The sequence below is a fragment of the Curtobacterium sp. LFS079 genome (assembly GCF_047977865.1).
Taxonomy (GTDB): domain Bacteria; phylum Actinomycetota; class Actinomycetes; order Actinomycetales; family Micrococcaceae; genus Arthrobacter.
In genome coordinates, this window is the sequence record NZ_JBFPFO010000006.1 from 155165 (window position 1) to 172332 (window position 17168).

Annotated in this window: 16 protein-coding genes and 1 pseudogene; 14 read left to right on the forward strand and 3 right to left on the reverse strand. The window is 64.6% G+C overall.

Translation table 11 applies throughout. The annotated features are described in order from the left end of the window. Positions 1–233: 233 nt before the first annotated feature. The 10 genes and pseudogenes from ACNQPB_RS12375 to ACNQPB_RS12420 all read left to right on the forward strand — a co-directional run bounded on the left by ACNQPB_RS12375 (position 234) and on the right by ACNQPB_RS12420 (position 12345). Complete coding sequence (locus tag ACNQPB_RS12375) at positions 234–1619, forward strand: DNA cytosine methyltransferase (protein ID WP_498752066.1); 1386 nt, start codon at positions 234–236, stop codon at positions 1617–1619. Further along, positions 1616–3508, forward strand: a complete 1893-nt coding sequence (locus ACNQPB_RS12380) for a GmrSD restriction endonuclease domain-containing protein (RefSeq protein WP_498752067.1) — start codon at positions 1616–1618, stop codon at positions 3506–3508. The genes ACNQPB_RS12375 and ACNQPB_RS12380 overlap by 4 nt, the downstream gene beginning before the upstream one ends. A 3-nt stretch (positions 3509–3511) precedes the next feature. Beyond that, positions 3512–6325, forward strand: coding sequence for a Z1 domain-containing protein (locus ACNQPB_RS12385; RefSeq protein ID WP_498752069.1), 2814 nt, complete (start codon positions 3512–3514; stop codon positions 6323–6325). Continuing rightward, entirely contained in the window at positions 6322–7383 is a 1062-nt protein-coding gene (locus ACNQPB_RS12390) for a PD-(D/E)XK motif protein (protein ID WP_498752071.1), read from the forward strand. Before ACNQPB_RS12385 ends, ACNQPB_RS12390 begins: the two co-directional genes overlap by 4 nt. A 1204-nt stretch (positions 7384–8587) precedes the next feature. Then, positions 8588–9300 (forward strand): annotated as a pseudogene (gene phnD / locus ACNQPB_RS12395) (phosphate/phosphite/phosphonate ABC transporter substrate-binding protein). Beyond that, the gene (phnC, locus tag ACNQPB_RS12400; RefSeq protein ID WP_498752073.1) at positions 9297–10109 is read left to right on the forward strand and encodes a phosphonate ABC transporter ATP-binding protein; all 813 of its coding nucleotides are present in this window, start codon (positions 9297–9299) and stop codon (positions 10107–10109) included. The pseudogene phnD and the gene phnC overlap by 4 nt, the downstream one beginning before the upstream one ends. Beyond that, positions 10078–10938 (forward strand): phosphonate ABC transporter, permease protein PhnE, encoded by an 861-nt coding sequence (gene phnE / locus ACNQPB_RS12405; RefSeq protein WP_498752074.1) that lies wholly within the window; start codon positions 10078–10080, stop codon positions 10936–10938. Before phnC ends, phnE begins: the two co-directional genes overlap by 32 nt. 10 nt (positions 10939–10948) lie before the next feature. After that, positions 10949–11740: a tyrosine-protein phosphatase gene (locus tag ACNQPB_RS12410; RefSeq protein ID WP_498752076.1), complete on the forward strand. Its 792-nt coding sequence runs from the start codon at positions 10949–10951 to the stop codon at positions 11738–11740. After that, complete coding sequence (locus ACNQPB_RS12415; protein ID WP_498752077.1) at positions 11733–12182, forward strand: helix-turn-helix domain-containing protein; 450 nt, start codon at positions 11733–11735, stop codon at positions 12180–12182. Before ACNQPB_RS12410 ends, ACNQPB_RS12415 begins: the two co-directional genes overlap by 8 nt. Continuing rightward, the gene (locus ACNQPB_RS12420; RefSeq protein WP_498752079.1) at positions 12124–12345 is read left to right on the forward strand and encodes a TetR/AcrR family transcriptional regulator C-terminal ligand-binding domain-containing protein; all 222 of its coding nucleotides are present in this window, start codon (positions 12124–12126) and stop codon (positions 12343–12345) included. Before ACNQPB_RS12415 ends, ACNQPB_RS12420 begins: the two co-directional genes overlap by 59 nt. Positions 12346–12348: 3 nt before the next feature. On the opposite strand, the gene ACNQPB_RS12425 is transcribed toward ACNQPB_RS12420, so the two are convergent. Further along, on the reverse strand, positions 12349–13164 hold the full coding sequence (locus ACNQPB_RS12425) for a glycoside hydrolase family 25 domain-containing protein (protein ID WP_498752081.1): 816 nt from the start codon (positions 13162–13164) through the stop codon (positions 12349–12351). A gap of 159 nt (positions 13165–13323) precedes the next feature. Between ACNQPB_RS12425 and sigK the strand changes: the two genes are divergently transcribed. From sigK to ACNQPB_RS12440, 3 genes are all read left to right on the forward strand, one after another. Then, positions 13324–13938 (forward strand): ECF RNA polymerase sigma factor SigK, encoded by a 615-nt coding sequence (gene sigK, locus ACNQPB_RS12430; RefSeq protein WP_498752083.1) that lies wholly within the window; start codon positions 13324–13326, stop codon positions 13936–13938. A 1-nt stretch (position 13939) separates the two neighbouring features. Beyond that, complete coding sequence (locus ACNQPB_RS12435) at positions 13940–14791, forward strand: anti-sigma factor (protein ID WP_498752084.1); 852 nt, start codon at positions 13940–13942, stop codon at positions 14789–14791. Positions 14792–14929: 138 nt separating this feature from the next. Beyond that, positions 14930–15382, forward strand: coding sequence for a DUF4383 domain-containing protein (locus ACNQPB_RS12440; RefSeq protein ID WP_498752085.1), 453 nt, complete (start codon positions 14930–14932; stop codon positions 15380–15382). Positions 15383–15473: 91 nt separating this feature from the next. Here the strand turns inward: ACNQPB_RS12440 and ACNQPB_RS12445 are convergent, their stop codons facing one another. Both ACNQPB_RS12445 and ACNQPB_RS12450 read right to left on the reverse strand, forming a co-directional pair. Then, positions 15474–15821: a GNAT family N-acetyltransferase gene (locus ACNQPB_RS12445; RefSeq protein ID WP_498752086.1), complete on the reverse strand. Its 348-nt coding sequence runs from the start codon at positions 15819–15821 to the stop codon at positions 15474–15476. A 26-nt stretch (positions 15822–15847) separates the two neighbouring features. Continuing rightward, entirely contained in the window at positions 15848–16519 is a 672-nt protein-coding gene (locus ACNQPB_RS12450; RefSeq protein ID WP_498752088.1) for a hypothetical protein, read from the reverse strand. 194 nt (positions 16520–16713) lie between these two features. Between ACNQPB_RS12450 and ACNQPB_RS12455 the strand changes: the two genes are divergently transcribed. Further along, entirely contained in the window at positions 16714–17145 is a 432-nt protein-coding gene (locus tag ACNQPB_RS12455) for a VOC family protein (RefSeq protein ID WP_498752090.1), read from the forward strand. Positions 17146–17168 lie beyond the last annotated feature (23 nt).

Here is a 17168-nt window from a genome sequence, read left to right on the forward strand (position 1 = left end):
ACGGTCCGACGGCACCATTCCGAGCCTAAAGACGGACCAAACCCTTTCAGGATGGAAGGTCTCCCTTCACCCTCGGTGGACCGTTCCGGGTCTGGCAATTTAACAGTGCAACTGGGTTGCAGCATGTCGATTTCAGGAATGTCAGCGGGGACTGAGAGACTTGCAGTCGCGGCAGAGTGAGACCGCCGCCCCTAACCGAGCACCGGCGGGAGCGACCAAGATTAGGAGGCGATGTGGCAGCCGCAGCACCAACCTTCCAATTCGTCGACCTCTTTTCCGGCCTCGGAGGCTTCCACGTCGCTCTCGATAGCCTAGGTGGAGAGGGCGTGTTCGCTGCCGAGTGGGAGCCTACGCTCAACGCACTCTACAAGACCAACTTTGGTATCCAGCCCTGGAGTGACATCAACGATCTCAAGACCGATGGAGACATCGAGCGCGAGGTCCCCAACCATGACGTGCTGACTGCGGGTTTTCCTTGCCAGCCGTTCTCAAAGGCCGGCGACCAGATGGGCTTCGCCGACACACTCCAGGGCAACCTCTTCTTCAAGGTTCACCAAATCCTCCGCGTCAAACGGCCTCGCCGTTTCATCCTTGAGAACGTGCCGAACATCTTGAAGCACGATAGCGGTCGCACACAGGAGAAGATCGTCAACATGTTGAAGGGCCTCGGCTACGCAGTCGACGTCCGACACTTCTCCCCCCACGAGTTCGGCATTCCGCAGGTCAGGGATCGCGCTTATTTCGTTGGGTCACTCGACGGATTAGATGAATCCGTGTGGCCCGTCAAGCACAAGGGCCCTACAGACATCACCTCGGTGCTCCGTCAAGACGTTTCGCCTACCCGTTCGATCCCCGAACAGACGCTGCGCGCGATAGACATGTGGGGGGACTTCCTCCGCCGTTCGCCAGCCTCATTGAAGATGCCCTCGTTCCCGATCTGGTCGATGGAGTTCGGCGCAACGTACCCATATGAGGACGAGACTCCACCGGGCGTGTGGGATCGCCGGCCAGTGTGGGGTCTGCGACAGATGGGTGTCAAGGGCAGTTTTGGCCGAAGCCTTGAGTGTGCGGTCGACAAACAGAAGGAACTAATCCCGAGCCATGCTGGCCGTGATGGTGACTATCAGTTCCCGCGCTGGAAGCGCACGTTTATCCGACAGAACCGCGAGTTTTACGACGACAACCGTTCTTGGATCGACCCATGGATCGAACTGTGGCAACCCAAGGACTTCCACTCCAGCTTTCAGAAAATGGAGTGGAATGCGCAGGGCGAAAAGCGCGACATCGATGACTTCGTCTTGCAGGTGCGCGCCTCGGGCCTGCGAATCAAGCGACCAACTACATCTCCGAGCCTCATTGCCTTTACTCAGTCCCAGGTTCCGATCCTCGGCGCTAACCTGACGGGCGAACGCCGGTACATGACTCCAGTTGAGTGTGCCGAACTCCAGAGCCTTGGCAACATCCAGCTTCCATCTTCCGATCTCGACGCTTACAAGGCACTAGGCAACGCCGTCAATGCCCGTGTCGTCAAGGCCATCGCCGAGCGATTGCTCGAAGGCATGGTCGACTCCGGCTCGTCCACTACCACCGACCTCGAACCGCTGGGAGCCATCGCGTGACTGACCACAAGGACTACGAAGACGCCGACCTCAGTGAGGAAGATCCCCGAGTTCAGTTGTGGGAGAGCATTGCTGACGGGATCTCGACCCTGTCCGAGGCCACAGACACCCCATCGGGTGTCTCTGCCTCCTCCTCGTTCATCAGCAGCGACGATGTCGATATGCTGTCTGACTCCTGGATGCCGCGCCTTGCAGAGGTCCAAGGTTGGCTCAACCTCTCAGAACGGTTGCCTGCCTCCGAACGGGGAGCCTTCCTCACCAGCTTAATCTCCAGTCTTGAGCTTGATGTCGCCGAAGCGATCGATGACAGTAAGTCCCCGAGCGAGCTTACCCCGTTTGCCCTCGAGCGGCTCAGCCAGCGCATCGAGTTTGCCTCTCGTTTGCAGCAGGGCTTCGCCGAGGATCTTGAGTCTGAGGACGCCACGCGCGCCTCCGCGACGAGCAAGTGGGCGGCCGCCTGGGAAGAATCCGATTCGGTCGCCGAGCAACTTAGCACCGACCCCATCACCGCCACAGCCGAGACTGTCATCATCAACGAACTTGCTACCTCGGACATTAATCTCACTCCTTCGTATCAGCGTGGTGACGTCTGGACCACAAACGACCGACAGGCGCTCATCGAGTCCATCCTTCGTGGCATCCCTCTGCCGTCCATCATCCTTCGGGAAGTCGGAGCGTCCGACCCTCAGGAAGTCGTCGACGGCAAGCAGCGGCTCACTGCTCTGCTGCGGTTCGTCGGACGCCATCCCGCCGCCCTCGAAAGGGTGGAGGAGGCCGATGCCCGACATCCAGGGAAGGGCCTGCTCAAGAGCTTCACGGAGGACTATCCCAATTTCAGGGTTGCGTGGAGGTCATTGGAGGGGGAGATCATCACCGCAGCAAAGGAGAACGAGTATTACTTCCCTTTCAAGCTGCGCAACAATGAAAGCGGAGGCCTCAAGGGCTCCGAGCTTGGAGCCCTGCAGGGCAAGTACTACACCCAAATCCTTCAAAACGTCATCACAGTCGCAGGCGCCCCGATGACCGTAAAGAAACTCTTCACGATGACGACACCCTACAAGGTGCCAGTCATTCGCTACATACAAGCTAACCCGCGTCAGATCCACGACGTCTTCAAGCTTTACAACAAGCAGGGCGTCCATCTCAACGCCGAAGAGATCCGGAACGCTGCCTTCCACGAAATCGAACTCACGCCGGCGATCCTGCTCGCGGCCGGCGACGCCGACCCTCGCGTCGCTGTCGAGGACATCGCGCCCTCGTTGACAAGCGTGCCGGGGCTGGCGGGCCTCGGTGAAACCCTCAGGGCTTACAAGTTCGGTGTCGGCCGCTACCGCCGCACGAAGGTCCTCTCGTGGATCTTGTCCCTGCTCCTACTCGACACCAAGGGGCAGAAGGTCAAGACTACTGCGCGCCACATCGATGACCTCCTCACTCGGGTTCAGGACGACGCGCAGGACCCGCTACGCAACAGACAGGTACTTGCGGACCTCTTCAGCTGGCTGGTTGAGGCTATCGATGTGCATGCACGCCACCCGGAAATCTGGTCTGAAACGTTCATGGATGATGGCAAGGGCGCCAAGTGGCAAGAGCTTCAACTCGTGGGTTCAGTGGTCGGGATCGCCTTTGCCTACGCTGCATCTCCCGACGATATCGAGGACCGTATCGAGCAGAACGCCGATACCATCTGGGAAGCCGGCAACGCAGACTGGGCGCGCATCGCGAAGGCCCAGAGCAAGACCCAGTGGGATTACATCGCGCGTATCGCCAAGGGCGTGATCGAATTGCTCGCTCTCGACCCAGCGAGGGCGTCCGAGGCGGTGAGACACCGCTTCGGTTCATCAGGTTATGAGTCCCTTGAACGCATGATCCTGCCAGACGATGAGCGGTAGCCAATGCCAAACTCACCACTCACGGAGCACGTCTACTTCCATCCACCGGAGCCAGTTCCGGCAGACACGTGGTGGTCGCGCTATTCGGCGCAGTTAGACGGACTGAGTCCGACGGCCAAGGCCTCCGTCGAAGCGGACAGCCGCTACATCCTCGAACGAGGCATTCTCGGCGTCGGAGACCCCAAAGCTGATAACTGGCCCGCCAACCGTTCCCGGACCGGGTTGGTGATGGGATCTGTACAGTCCGGCAAGACCGCCTCGATGCTTGGCGTGTCAGCGCTGGCCATGGACCGCGGCGTGGACATCGTCGTCGTTTTGGGCGGCACCAGGCTCTCACTCTGGAAGCAGACTTATGGGCGTCTAGTGGAGCAACTCGACGCTGGTCCGGACAATGCTGCCAAGCGCTCACGTCGACTCCTCTGCCCGGCTGCGGTCCTCGCACTCTCTGAGGGCAGCCAACCGTTGGACCGCACCTACGGCCTGATGCCGGCGACGGTGAAACAGCGTCTAGCCCAGCACCGACCCATCATTATCGTGGCCATGAAGCAGACTCATCATCTGCGCGCCCTTGGCGATAGCCTTCGCAGAAACGTCTTCGGTGCGATCAAGGAACTCGATCGCCCGGTACACATGCTAGTCCTAGACGACGAGGCAGACGACGGCTCCATCCTTGATGCGGTGGTCGAGTCCTCGCAGGATCCCGTCTACGGCAACCTCAAGCAGATCCCTCGGACGGTCGCCAACCTGTGGAACCCGCCCCAAGGAGCGCCCACCAACCTGTTCGCCACCTACGTCGCGTACACAGCGACACCCCAGGCCAATCTCCTCCAGGAGGACCACAACCCGCTAGCTCCGCGCGACTTCCTAATCTCGCTGCGCACCCCGCTCGACGTCGGCCATCCGGTCGACATTACGAACCCAGCCGATCTCAGGGCTCCTCGCTCGTCAACTTATCCCGAGCCCGCCGGTATCCGCTCCTACTACACCGGCGGGGAGGTCTTCTATCGCCGGGCACGCAGGGCGGGTCTGTGCGTGCCCACCACCAACACCACTGGACATGACCTTGCCGAGGCCGTGCGGGCCTTCCTCGTGGCCGGGGCGATTCGGCTGCACCGCTCGGGCAAACTTGGCCCCGCTTCGGCGGCCACGACGCAGTTCGATACCGAGGACGACGTTTTGTCCAGCGTAGCTGCGCCCCACTCGATGCTTTACCACCCCTCGCCAAACATCGTGGAGCACTTCAGCGCGGCCGAAGACGTCCTACTGTGGGCTGGCATCAGTGACCGAGTGACCGCGCGCAGACTGCTTAACAGCGGGGATGCCCGACTGCCCGACATGCTGGCGACTACTTTGCTCGCTGATCCTGCCCCGTGGTCGCAGTGGTTAGACAAGTACCGTGCGTCCGCCGACAAGATTGAGTCCGAGTTCGACGTCCTGCCTCCCAGCGCCTTCCCGGACTGGCAGACGATCGAGACCCTGCTCATCGACGAGATCATCCCTGGGACTAGAGTCGTAGTCGTCAATAGCGATCCCAACGCTGACGACCGACCTGCGTACACCCCAACGGAGGTCCCGGCTACCAGCAAGTGGAATGCCGCACGAGATCTCAGCACGATCTTCGTCTCCGGGAATGTGATGGCGCGTGGCCTGACACTCGAAGGGATGACTACCGCACTGTTCCAGCGTTCTTCGGTGAACCCACTGGCCGACACCCAGATGCAGATGCAGCGCTGGTTCGGCTATCGCGGTTCCTACATTGAGTTGTGCCGCGTCTTCGCATCCCAGGACCAACTCAGCCTCTTCCGCGCCTACCACGACGCGGACGAGGCCATGCGCGCCGCCATCACCGAGGGCATGATGGATGGTGCCCCCGAACCGGCTGTCCTGCAGGGGCTTAATTTCGCGGCCACCGGCAAGATAGCCAATATCGGCGTCCACCCGCTGGCACCCGGTGCCCAGCCCTTCGTCAAGGTGATCAACGCCGGCCTGCAGCCGGACCCCAACGCCGATGTGGTTGCGCAACTCTTCGGCGGACCGTCAACCGATCTGGTCGTCGACAGAGTGCTGCGCGGTCGTATCCTGGACCGCCCCCTCAACCTTACAGAGGCCGCGCAGCTACTCGATAGCCTTGCCTTTGACGGTTACCGGCCTGGCTCCAAGAGTTTCCAGGGAACATTCTGGGGAGGGATAGAAGCTCGTCTGAACGCGGTGCACCCTCTCGCCGACCCCGATTTCTACCGACCACCCGTTAAGGGCGGCCCGGGCGATCATGCACGCCGCGCCTGCCCGTATGGCATCGCCGCCTATCTCCGGCTCTGGTCGGCGAGTCTCACCAGACCAATCACCGGTTTCTTCGTCACGGGGCACCCCGGCGACCTCTGGTCCTACGCGAACCTTGCGCGCAAGACTGTCGAGCAGCCGCGTTTCTGGGTCGGCATCCGATACGGAAGCGGCGCCCCTGTTTCCGTCAATCCGCTTGCGCAGCTTCCCTTCGATATACGGGCCACCACCAAGAACGTGCACGGGGGTGAGATCACCACCACATGGGGGGCGAACGATCCCAAGGCGGGGCCGGGGCAGTACCGCGGCGACTTGTACTTCGACTACTACCACCGACAGGCATCATTGCCGTTGGTCAGTGGTGATGCGTCATGGCGCCCGAGCGGGTCCGACGGCCAGATCCTGTTCTACGTCAACCAGCATCCGGGACAGCCGTACCCAGCTGTCGCAGTGGGGGTCTGTATCCCCGCCGGCGGTCCTGAACAGTTCTCAGCCACGCGCGCTGGAACGGCCACTGCACTGAGGAGCCTCCCGTGACCAGTTATGAAGAAGTACTCGACCAGATCATCTCGATCCCAGCGGGCAGCGCCGGCGATGACCGGACCATCACATGGCTGACGGCTTCTCAGGTGGTGGGCTTGGCCAGGAACAGCCGCGGACACCTAGAACTGTTCCTTGCGGGCGATCAACTGAAGGCCAGGACGAGCACCCTGAAGTCTGCGATGCAACACCACTCATGGCATCGTGAGAACCAGCCGCCCCTCAGCGCCAACCGCATACTCCTGCCAGCACTGGGACACTTCGATCGGGTCGGAGCGTTCATCGCCGCCGAACTTTTGCGTGAGGAGGCCGACGCGGACCTGGAGCGTGCCTTCGGTGTGACCGAACCTCTGATCGAACTCTCCATCAAACGTTTGGAGATCTCACAGAACGCCATCCTTGGCCTGGTCGGTGAACTGCTCGTCCTCGACGCCCTATGCCGACGTGCAGACGATGTTCACGTCGGTCCGATCGTCCAGGCCTGGGACGGCTGGCGCCGATCTGCCCGGGATCTCGCGTGGGAGGGCACTGGCGTGGAGGTCAAGACCACGACCCGGAGCACCTCCACCCATACCATCCACGGCGTCCACCAGATTGAGCCTGCACCAGCTACGGACGGGGACCCGGGGGAGGCCCGCCTGCTGCTCGTCAGCGTCGGTCTACGCCAAGCCGAGCCTGACATGCCAGCTTTATCGATTCCGTCTCTGGTGAACGGCATCCTCGAACGGCTCAGCGCGACTGGGGCCGGGGGAGTAATCGACGACTTCCTGACCCATGTGTCCGTCTACGGCTCAGAGTCCGGCATCGGCTACGAGCACGCAGCGATGGCCAACGAGGCTCCGTTCACAGCCCGGTTCATTGTCACTTTCGTCCGCGGCTACAACATGGGTGACCCCGCCGTCGAAGTCCTCCGGCGCGATGACGTGGTCGCACACCAGCATGTCGACGTCCAGTCCCTGACCTTTCGGGTGGACCTGCCCGCGACGATCAACCTCGATAACCCGGTGGCTGGCATCCGCCGGGTCGCCGAGGCCATTCTTGGTCTCCCTTCTTAGAGGTCCCTCAAGCTAGTGCGTGTCAGTGGAATTACGCAGGCTTGAAATCCGGCAACAGAAGTGGTCCCTGAACTCGTCCGCTGCTTCATGGTTGAGGCGTGCGAAAGCAAGCAGCCGCACCTGCGCGACCCTTTTTGAAGGGGCCTGACCAACCCAGCGACAAGGCTCCTTAAAATAGCGGATGTACAGCACCGGATGACGAAGTCTCAAACTGGCTGCAGATGAGGTGCCGCTGGCCGAAGCCGGCCAACAGACTGTGCGCGGGCCGAGACCCGGGCAGGTAGCAGGGACGCAAATAAGCTCCGCTGTAGCACTGGAGAATTTCCGGCCGGGGCCGGTCTCGACAATGGCAAGCACAAAATCCAGAGCCGGGCGACGCCGTCGCAGAGCTCCCTCCGCGCACTCAAGTACTAAGTTAGCGATCAGCTTGGCACACCCCTCATGAGCCGTTTCGCCTATTTGGTCGCGCTTCCAGCGCTACGTCGGCCTAGCCAGGGCCCGCTGCCTGCTCGTCATTGTGGGTGACTCCACGCTGCTGGAATCGCAATCCTAGGCACCGGCAGCAATGTAGCCTGAGGCGAGTTCACGCCCGCTCGCGAGCGCGCCCGGCCATTCCGCCCTGTTCATCTTTCCGCCGCATCAGCGCCCACAGCAGTCCACCTGCAATATCTACTGTGCTTGGGTCCCCGGCCACACACGGGAGGCCAGCGGGCCTACCGCCTACCTCAGGGGGAACCACCACCACCATGCGCTCAGTCCTCACCATTGCCGCAGCCCTCATCGCCGCCCTCCGCACTCAAGACCAACTAGTGCAACGGCTCTTTCAACTTCCAATCCAACTGCGGGGGCCTCGGCGAGTGGACCGAGGAATCCCTGGCCGCGTTCGCCAACCATAGCTCCAGCGATCGTTCCTCTGAATGTTCGAAGACCCAAGCGCCACCATCACCCCGCCCCCAACTCTTAACCTCCCCGCAACCCGCAGACTGCCAGTCTCGTAATTCCGATTCAGACCATGCACGCTCGTGCAGGCATCATCGCCACTTCACTCATCGGACTCGTCGCCCTCACCGGCGCCCTGGCGGGCTGCTCCGGCAACGCCAACGCAAACAGCGCCGCAGGAGAAACAAGCAAGGAACTGACCTTCGCCACTCCCCCGGGCACGGACGACCCGAAAGAGCAGGCCGTCATGAAGGACCTCGCCACCATGGTGGGCGAAGCCTCGGGCCGGCCGGTCAAGAACATCCAGCCCGCCGACTACCTGGGCGTGGTGGAGGCCGTGCGCAGCGGCTCCGTGGACGTGGCCATCCTCAGCCAGTTCTCCGCCGCCCTGGCCTACAAGACAGGCAGCGTAGACCCGCTCCTGGTCTGGGGCGCCAGTAGCGAACCTGCCAGCTTCTGCCTGGCCAGGAAGGACAGCGGCATCAAGTCCGCCGTGGACCTCAAGGGCCACCAAATCGCGTTCGTGGACCCCGGCTCCACCACCGGCTACTTCATGCCCAAGGCTCTGTTCAAGAAGGCCGGCCTCACGGACGGCACCGACTACAAGAGCACCTTCGCCGGCTCCACGACTCCGCCGTCCTGGCCCTCGCCAACGGCAACGTGGACGTGGCCTGCACCGCCCGCCAGCTCTACCCCACCTTCGTGGAAAAGGGCCTCTTCAAGGAATCCGAGATCAGCATCATCGCCAAGAGCGACCCCATCCCGGTGGGCATCTCCGTGGTAGTCCGCAAGGACCTGGACGAGGACGCACGCAAGGCCCTCAAGGCCAAGCTGCCCGCGCTGATGGCCGCCAACGAAGGCGTGGCCAAGACCATGGGCCTGAAGGGCGAACCCGTCGCCGATCCGGAATTCAGCACCTACGAACCCCTGACCAAGATCGCGGAATCCATCGGCGTGGCCTTCAAGGACCTGCGGTGAGCGCAGCCATCCTGAGCAGGCCCGCCGCGGCCGGGCCAAAGCCAGAAACGGCAACACCCACCGTCTACGCCCGCCGGCTTCACGTCCGCTATGGCGAACAGACCGCCCTCAACAACGTCGACCTCGACGTCCACCCCGGCGAGGTGGTGGCCCTGCTCGGCCACTCCGGTTCGGGCAAGTCCACCCTCATGAAGACCCTCACCGGCATCGCCCCCTTCACGGCGGACACGCTCGAGGTGGCCGGTCGCGAGGTGGCGAAGCAGAACCAGGTCGGACTGCGCGAGCTGCGCTCCGACGTCGGGCACGTCTTCCAGCACTTCAACCTGGTGCCGCGCCTCAGCGCACTCAGCAACGTGCTCACCGGCGGCCTGCACGACGCCGGCCCCATCAACCTGCTGGGCACCTTCAGCCGTGCGCAACGCACCGCCGCCCTGGACCTGCTGGACCGCGTGGGCCTGGCCCACAAGGCCAGGCAGTCCTGCCGCAGCCTCAGCGGCGGCGAACAGCAGCGCGTGACAATCGCCCGGGCGCTCGTGCAGAAACCCCGGCTCATCCTGGCCGACGAACCCGTCGCCTCCCTGGACCCGCGCCTGGCCGGGAACATCCTGGGCCTGCTGCGGGACATCGCCCGCGACGAGAACATCCCCGTGATCATCAGCCTGCACGTGGTGGGCCTGGCCCGGCGCTACGCGGACCGTGTGCTGGGCCTGCACTCCGGCGAGCTGGTCTTCACGGGCACCGCCACCAGCCTCAGCGACAAGGAGGTGGAACAGATCTATGGCACCGACACTGAACTTCACGAAAACTGAAACCCCGCAAGCCCTTCAAACTGAAACCCAACAGCTCCCGGAAGCCGACCGCCTCCGGCTCTCCCGGCCCTTCAACGTCCCCGGTTTCCGCGGCGCCGCGCTCTGGGTGGCGATCGCCGTCGTGCTGGTCTGGGCCGGAACGGGCGCGGGATTCAACGTGGAGAAGTTGCTGAGCGGCATCCACAACATGGGCAGCTTCCTGGCCCGGCTGTTCCCGCCCACCTTCGACAAGTTCGGCGTCATCGTCACGCTCCTCGTCGAAACCCTGCAGATGGCCGTGGTGGGCACCGTCCTCGGCGCCCTGGCATCGCTGCTGCTGGCCTTCGGCGCCGCCGGCAACATCGCCCCGCGCTGGCTCTACGCCTCCTGCCGTGCGGTGCTGAACGTGCTGCGGTCCATCCCCGAGCTGATCTTCGCGCTCATGTTCGTCTCGGCCGTGGGGCTGGGACCGTTCGCCGGCATCCTGGCGATCGTGCTGCACTCCGTGGGCTCGATCGGCAATGTCTACGCCGAAGCCATGGAATCCGTGCAGCCCGGACCGGTCGAAGCGCTCACGGCCGTCGGAGCCAACAAACGCCAGGTCATCAGCTACGCCGTGCTCCCCCAGGCCGCGCCGCTGCTGGTCAGCTACACGCTGCTCCTGTTCGAAGGCAACGTCCGCGGCGCCACCATCCTGGGCTTGGTGGGCGCGGGCGGCATCGGCCTGGAACTCACCACCGCCATGCGCATGTACGACTACGGCCACCTCTGCGCCATCATCATCAGCATCATCGTGCTGGTCACCCTCATCGACCGCGCCAGCGCCTTCATCCGCGCCAAACTCAGTTAGGAACCGTCCTTTGGAAACGCTTGATCTTGCCGTCGACCTCACCCCGGTCAACCTCCGGGACCTCGGCAGGCTGCCGGTGGACGGCGGCGTTACCCGCCCCGGCGTGCTGCTGCGCAGCGACGACGTCTCCGTGATGCCCGGCGTGTTCGCCCGGAAAATGGTCGACGACGGCGTCCGTTCCGTGATCGATCTCCGCTCGGCCGAGGAGGCGCTGCTGACGGGTCGCGGTCCCCTGACGCTGCCCGGCGTCAATTACCACCACCTCGCCCTGACCGCATCCATGTCCATGCCCGAGGACATCGCCGCCGAGCTCAAGTCCGCCGCCTCGACCCCCGAGCAGGTGGGAACGTGGTACGCCGACCTCTTGGAGGACCAGGCAAGGCAGCTTGCGCTCGGCATCACGCTCGTGGCACTCGGCGAGGGCGCAACGGTGTTCCACTGCGCGGCCGGCAAGGACCGCACCGGGGTGTTCGCCGCCGTCGTGCTGTCCGCCCTGGGTGCTTCGCCGGAGACCATCTCGGCCGACTACGCGGCCACGGCCGCCTGCCTCCCCCGGCTCTTCCCACGCCTGCGGGCGATCCTCGGGGAGATCATGCCGGAGCCCGTGCTTCCCGATGCTTCCGTGCCGGGTGGCGCGGTTCCGGTTGGCGCGATGATGGGCGCGCACGCCGAATCGATGGATGCCATGCAGCGGATCCTGACCGGGCGGCACGGCAGCGTCCTGGAACCCGTGCGGCGGGCGGGGCTGGACGATGCCATGATCGCCCTGCTCCGCGAACGGCTGGTGGTGCCGAATGACTGACACCCTCAGCGCCTCGGGTAGGGCACCGGGCCGGCCCCGCGACAGCGCGCTGGAAGCGCCGGTCCTCGCGGCGACGGTGGAACTGCTCCTGGAGCGCGACACCCGCGAGGTGACCATCTCCGCGATCTCGGAACGCTCCGGCGTCAGCCGGGCGGCGGTCTACCGGCGCTGGGCCAGCCGCGAGGAACTGATCGCGGCGGCGTTGGACAGCGTGCGCTCCGGCGTTGAGGTGGCGCCGTCGGGCAGTTGCATGGACACCATCCTGGCCACGTACGAGGACGCGTCGCAGGTGGTGGACGGCGAGGTGGGGACACTCATCAAGAAGCGGATTGCCCTGGTCTTGGAGAACGAGAAGCTGCGCGCGCTGTCCTGGGAACGGGCATGTGTCGCGGCGCCGGGAACCGACCGCTGCGGAGATCCGCCGGGGCATTGCCGCAGGTGAGGTCGATCCGGACGTGGATGTGGAGGCAATGATCGATCTCATCAACGGCGTTTATTACTACCAGCTGGTGGTGCGGGCTGCGTCAGAGGATCCCGCTGTCACCCGCGAGCGGGTGCGCAACGCCGTCCGGCTGGTGTTCGAGGGGGCGGCGCGGCCGGACTAGGAATCACGGGCACGAGTAGTCGTAGTCGAACCCCGCCGACACGTACTGTGTCACCGATACCCGGCTTCCGCCAGTCAGGCCGGGCAAGGAACAATTCGACTTCGCGCCGCGCAACGTCTTGGCACCGGCAAGCCAGCTCGGCAGCGCGGTGAGGGAACTGCCGGACGGCACGGTCCCGGCGATGGTTCCCCACTGGTAACCCGTCGAATAGATCCCCACGCCGGCGCCGACAATGCCGGAGGTGATGCTCTTGAAGTAGGCGACCATTCCTTCGAGGTCGGCCCGGTTCAGTGCCGTGTTGGCCTGCCAGCTGTTGCCGGTTTCCACGTCCAGCCACCAGAAATAGCTCCCGGGGTTGCTCACGCCGCGGATCGTGGCGTCGTCATAGGCCTTCGCGTAGCCGTAGATGTAGGAGCAGGCGGCATCGACGCCGCCGCCGCATGTCCCGTAGGGATTGGCGACCTGCTTGCCGGCGTAGCTGTTCGACGTCGGCCACCACGTGCCCGCATGCCCTGGGTTGGCCGTGTTCACATACAAGGCCACCTTGGGCTGCGCTGTCCCCCCGGTGGAGCCCGCGGCCCACGCGAGTTGCTCAGCCAGGCAGGGGTTGGTGTTGTTGGCCAGGCCGCCGGTCACTCCGACGATCGCGAAGGCCTGCCCCGTGGGAAGGGTCTTGCCGCACTGTGGCCAGGAAACGTCGTTGCCCACCGGTTCCGGACTCCGCGGTGGCGGAGCCGCTGCCACCGGAGCCGCCCCGGCGGTCAGCAGCCCAAGAAGGGCCAGGAACGTGCATGCCATCTTCATCCCGAAACGAGCCATGACCCATGGTAGTCCTCGCGGAAAAGCCGGGGTATTGACCGAGTGCGCGGCCCGACCCGTCCAAAACCCCTGCGGCACCGAATGCCTTGTGTTAATAGGCGGAACATGGAGGTGGGCTGGGTGACAACGGCGCAACTGGGACGCCTATGCTGGAAAGCAATGGACACTCCCCATGTTCCCGAAACGGCGGACACGCCTGCGGCCGTCGTGGCGTCCACCGGGCTGGAGCTGAACACACAGCTGGCCGGGCTCCTCGGGCAGATCGCCGACGGCGACCGGGATGCCTTCGCGGAGTTCTATCGGCTCACCTCGCGCCGGGTGTTCGGCATGGCGCGGCGGGTCCTGGTGGATCCGGAGCTCAGCGAGGACGCCACCCAGGAAGTCTTCCTGCAGGTGTGGCAGCATGCGGCCGGCTTCAACGCTGCGGCCGGGAGCCCGCTCGCCTGGCTGATGACCATCGCGCACCGCCGCGCCGTGGACAAGGTCCGCTCGGCCCAGGCATCCACGGACCGCGAGGCCAGATTCGGCGCCGCCAGCCAGGAGATCGAGCACGACTCGGTGTCCGATGAGGTGGGCGGCCGCATGGAGGCCGAGGCCGTGGTGCGGTGCCTCAAGACGCTGACCGAGACCCAACAGGAATCGGTCCGGCTGGCGTACTACGGCGGACTGAGCTACCGGGAAGTCGCCGAGCGATTGAATTCCGCGTTACCGACCATCAAATCCCGGATCCGGGACGGACTGATCCGGTTGAAGACCTGTTTGGAGGTGAGTTGAGATGAACAGCATGGACGCGAACGACGGCGGCCCCCGCTCCCGCGGTTTCGCCGCCGATATTGCCACGGACCTCAAGGCCGGCCGCGCCGTCGAGCTGGCGGAGATCTACGCTCTGGACGCCGTCAGCGACGACGAACGCGCCGCCATCGACGCCTACATCTCCACCGCCCCGCAGGCCGAGCGCGACGCCTTCAACGAACGGGTCCGCCAGGCCCGCGAAACCCTCGCCTTGGCTTTCACGGCGGAGGAAGAGCCGCCCGCCGGGCTGCTCGAACGGACGCTGCCGCAGCTGCCGGAAGCAGCGCCCGGGGAACCGGTTGCGGAAGCTGCCGGGCCGGCACCCGCCGGTGTTCCGGCGTCGGGCGATGAACTGGCTGCCGCGAGGCTGCGGCGGGAAGAACGACGTCGGCCTGCCGCCGTCCGCAGGTGGCTGATCGGTGCGGCCGCCGCGGCGGCTTTGACGCTGGGCGGGGTGGGCATCGGCAGCTATGTGGCGAGCCAGAACGACCCGGTCAACCAGGTGCTGCAGGCGCAGGACGTCCGCGAAGCGTCCACAAACGTGACCGGCGGCGGCACCGTGCTGCTGGCGATTTCGGCGTCGAAGGACGCATTGGTGGTGCGGATGAAGGATGTTCCGCCTCCGCCCTCCGGCAAGGTCTACCAGATGTGGTTGATCCCCAAGAACGGCTCCGCGCCGGTCTCGCAGGGCCTCATGGATGCCGCGGCGCTGTCCAAGCCCGCCGTGGTCAACGGGATCAGCGCCGGCTCCTCCCTGGGCATCACGGTGGAACCCGTGGGCGGATCGGCGTCACCCACGCTGCCTATCGTCGCGAGCGCCCCGCTGGACTCCTGAACTTTTTCCCTGAACTTTTTTCCTGAAGGGCCCATCCGGTCCGCGAGCTGCGCCGAATTACAGGCGTAACCACTCGGGACGGCGGGAGCGACGAGCCGCTGGTCCAAGGAACACAAATCGCATTCAGGAGAAATCATCATGGCAACTCACCCGCTTACCCGCACAGCAGGCCGCACCATTGTCCAGAAGGCATCCTTGGCCGTAGGCGCCGTGTTCCTGCTGGTCGGCGTCCTTGGTTTTGTTCCCGGCATCACCACCGACATCGGTGAAATGGGCTTCGCCGGACACCATTCCGAGGCCATGCTGCTGGGCCTGTTCCAGGTCTCGGCCCTGCACAACATCGTTCACCTGCTCTTCGGCGCGGCCGGCCTGTTTCTCGCCCGAAGCGCCATTGGTTCCAAGGCGTTCCTGCTCTACGGCGGAATCATCTACCTCGTCCTGTTCATCTACGGCCTGGTGGTCCCGCAGGATTCGGCCGGCAACTTCGTGCCGCTGAACAGCTTCGACAACATCCTGCACCTGCTCCTTGGCGTGGGCATGGTGGCGCTGTCCGTGTTCCTCACCAGGGGCCGCAACAGCGTCCGCGCATAGCGTCCGACTCCCCCGCTGACTTTCCCCACTGAAGCCCGGGGAAACACGGCAGGGCTCCCGGAATTCCGGGAGCCCTGCCTTGTTACGTCTCTTATGCGTTGACCCGCGGCGCGAGCGCGTCCTCGAGGAAGGCCAGGTGGGCCGGCGTCGGCTTGACCGCGTTAGCTTCGTACTCCGGGTGCTTGACGAGGAACTTCTTGATGAACGGGCACACCGGCACGATCTTCAGCTCCGCGGCGATCGTCTGGTCCAGCGCCTCGGTGGCGAGCTTCCCCGCCAGGCCCTGCCCGCCGTACTCCTCATTGACGACCGTGTGGTAGAAGATCCGGTGCGGGGCGGCGTCGTAATCCTTGTACGCGGCCTTGCCGATCACGCGGCCGGCGTCCAGGAGTTCGAAGCGTTCCCGCTCGGTGTTGTGGCGGATGAGCAAATTGTCCATCCCCCGAATGTACGTCATGCGATTGCTCAGGCCGGACCTTTCCGGGTGTCGAGCATGCCGGCGATCTTCCCTTCCAGGGTGGCTACGGCGGCTTCCGGCAGGACGATCAAGCCGTCCAGTTCCTTGCGGGCACGCTTGTACGCGGTCTGCCGTTCGGCCGGGGTGGCGGCGCTGTCCTCGGCAATCCGCAGAAGCTTCCTGGCGGTCGCCAGCCGTTGCCGTTCGGGGCCGGTGAAGTTGCCGTCCTTGATGCGCTTCGCTTCGCGTTCGGCGACGTCGAACGCCAGCTCGAAGCCGTGCACGGCGGCGCGGTACTCAGCCAGCCGGGCCGCCGTCGCGATGTCCTCCGGGGCTGCCGGCCGCAGACCGTCGGCTTCCTTCTTGGCCCGGAGGAAGGCGACCGTGAGGGGCTCGCGCACGTCGGTCATCAGGGGGAACTCGATGAGCTTGCCGACGTCGAGCTCGTAGTCCAGCCATTTGTGGTTCACGGAGTCGTGCGCTGCCATGAGCGCGGCCACCTCGGACCGGCTGGCCTGCTCCGCCGCGGCGGCCTGGTTCCTCAGTTTGTACAGCTCGATCTTGCGGCGGTGCCGCCGCTCGCTGGCCCTGGACCACTGGCGCATCCAACCGCCGGCCATGCCGCTGATGGGGAAAATCAGCCACCAATAGTTGCCGACGAAGTCGAAGAAGGGGTTCACACAATCATCCTCCCACCGGGTTGGAAGGGGCCTCAAGGATGGGCGGCTGCTGGTGGCGGAAGCGGACGACGGCGGGTGGCAGCTGTGAGGCGACCGCCCGACGGCGGGGCGCGGCTGATGGGGGCGGGCCGCCGTCGGCGGGGCGCGGCTGATGAGGGCGGACCGCCGTCGGACCCTCCCGCTACTATCCCCGTATGGACCAGCGACTGCATTTCATCACCTTCGCCACCGAGGATCTTGACCGCGCCCGGGAGTTCTACAAGGACGCGCTCGGTTGGGACCCCTTGCTGGACCTTCCCGGGGAAATCATCTTCTTCCAAGTGGCGCCCGGCCTGGTGCTCGGGCTGTTCGATTCCGCGAAGTTCAGCGAGGACCTGGGCATCGCAGGGACCACGAGGGGTGTCAGCGGGGTGACGCTCTCGCACAACGTGGCCAGTGCCGCCGAGGTTTCCAGCACCATCGGGAAGCTGGCAGCAGCGGGGGCGACCGTCCTGAAACCGGCGCAGGCGAGCGCCTTCGGCGGGATCTTCCATGGGCACGTCAAAGATCCCAATGGCATCATCTGGGAGATCGCGCACAACCCCGGCTGGAGCATCGATGGGGACGGCAAAGTGCTGCTTTCATGAGCGGGCTAATAATGTCCGACCCC

What these genes read in the sequence shown, in the direction of transcription:
- ACNQPB_RS12385 (WP_498752069.1), top strand. Translation starts at nt 3,512, where the DNA reads ATGCCAAACTCACCACTCACGGAGCACGTCTACTTCCATCCACCGGAG.
- phnE (WP_498752074.1), top strand. Translation starts at nt 10,078, where the DNA reads ATGGCACCGACACTGAACTTCACGAAAACTGAAACCCCGCAAGCCCTT.
- ACNQPB_RS12415 (WP_498752077.1), top strand. Translation starts at nt 11,733, where the DNA reads ATGACTGACACCCTCAGCGCCTCGGGTAGGGCACCGGGCCGGCCCCGC.
- ACNQPB_RS12425 (WP_498752081.1), bottom strand. Translation starts at nt 13,164, where the DNA reads ATGGCTCGTTTCGGGATGAAGATGGCATGCACGTTCCTGGCCCTTCTT.
- sigK (WP_498752083.1), top strand. Translation starts at nt 13,324, where the DNA reads ATGGACACTCCCCATGTTCCCGAAACGGCGGACACGCCTGCGGCCGTC.
- ACNQPB_RS12435 (WP_498752084.1), top strand. Translation starts at nt 13,940, where the DNA reads ATGAACAGCATGGACGCGAACGACGGCGGCCCCCGCTCCCGCGGTTTC.
- ACNQPB_RS12440 (WP_498752085.1), top strand. Translation starts at nt 14,930, where the DNA reads ATGGCAACTCACCCGCTTACCCGCACAGCAGGCCGCACCATTGTCCAG.
- ACNQPB_RS12445 (WP_498752086.1), bottom strand. Translation starts at nt 15,821, where the DNA reads ATGGACAATTTGCTCATCCGCCACAACACCGAGCGGGAACGCTTCGAA.
- ACNQPB_RS12455 (WP_498752090.1), top strand. Translation starts at nt 16,714, where the DNA reads ATGGACCAGCGACTGCATTTCATCACCTTCGCCACCGAGGATCTTGAC.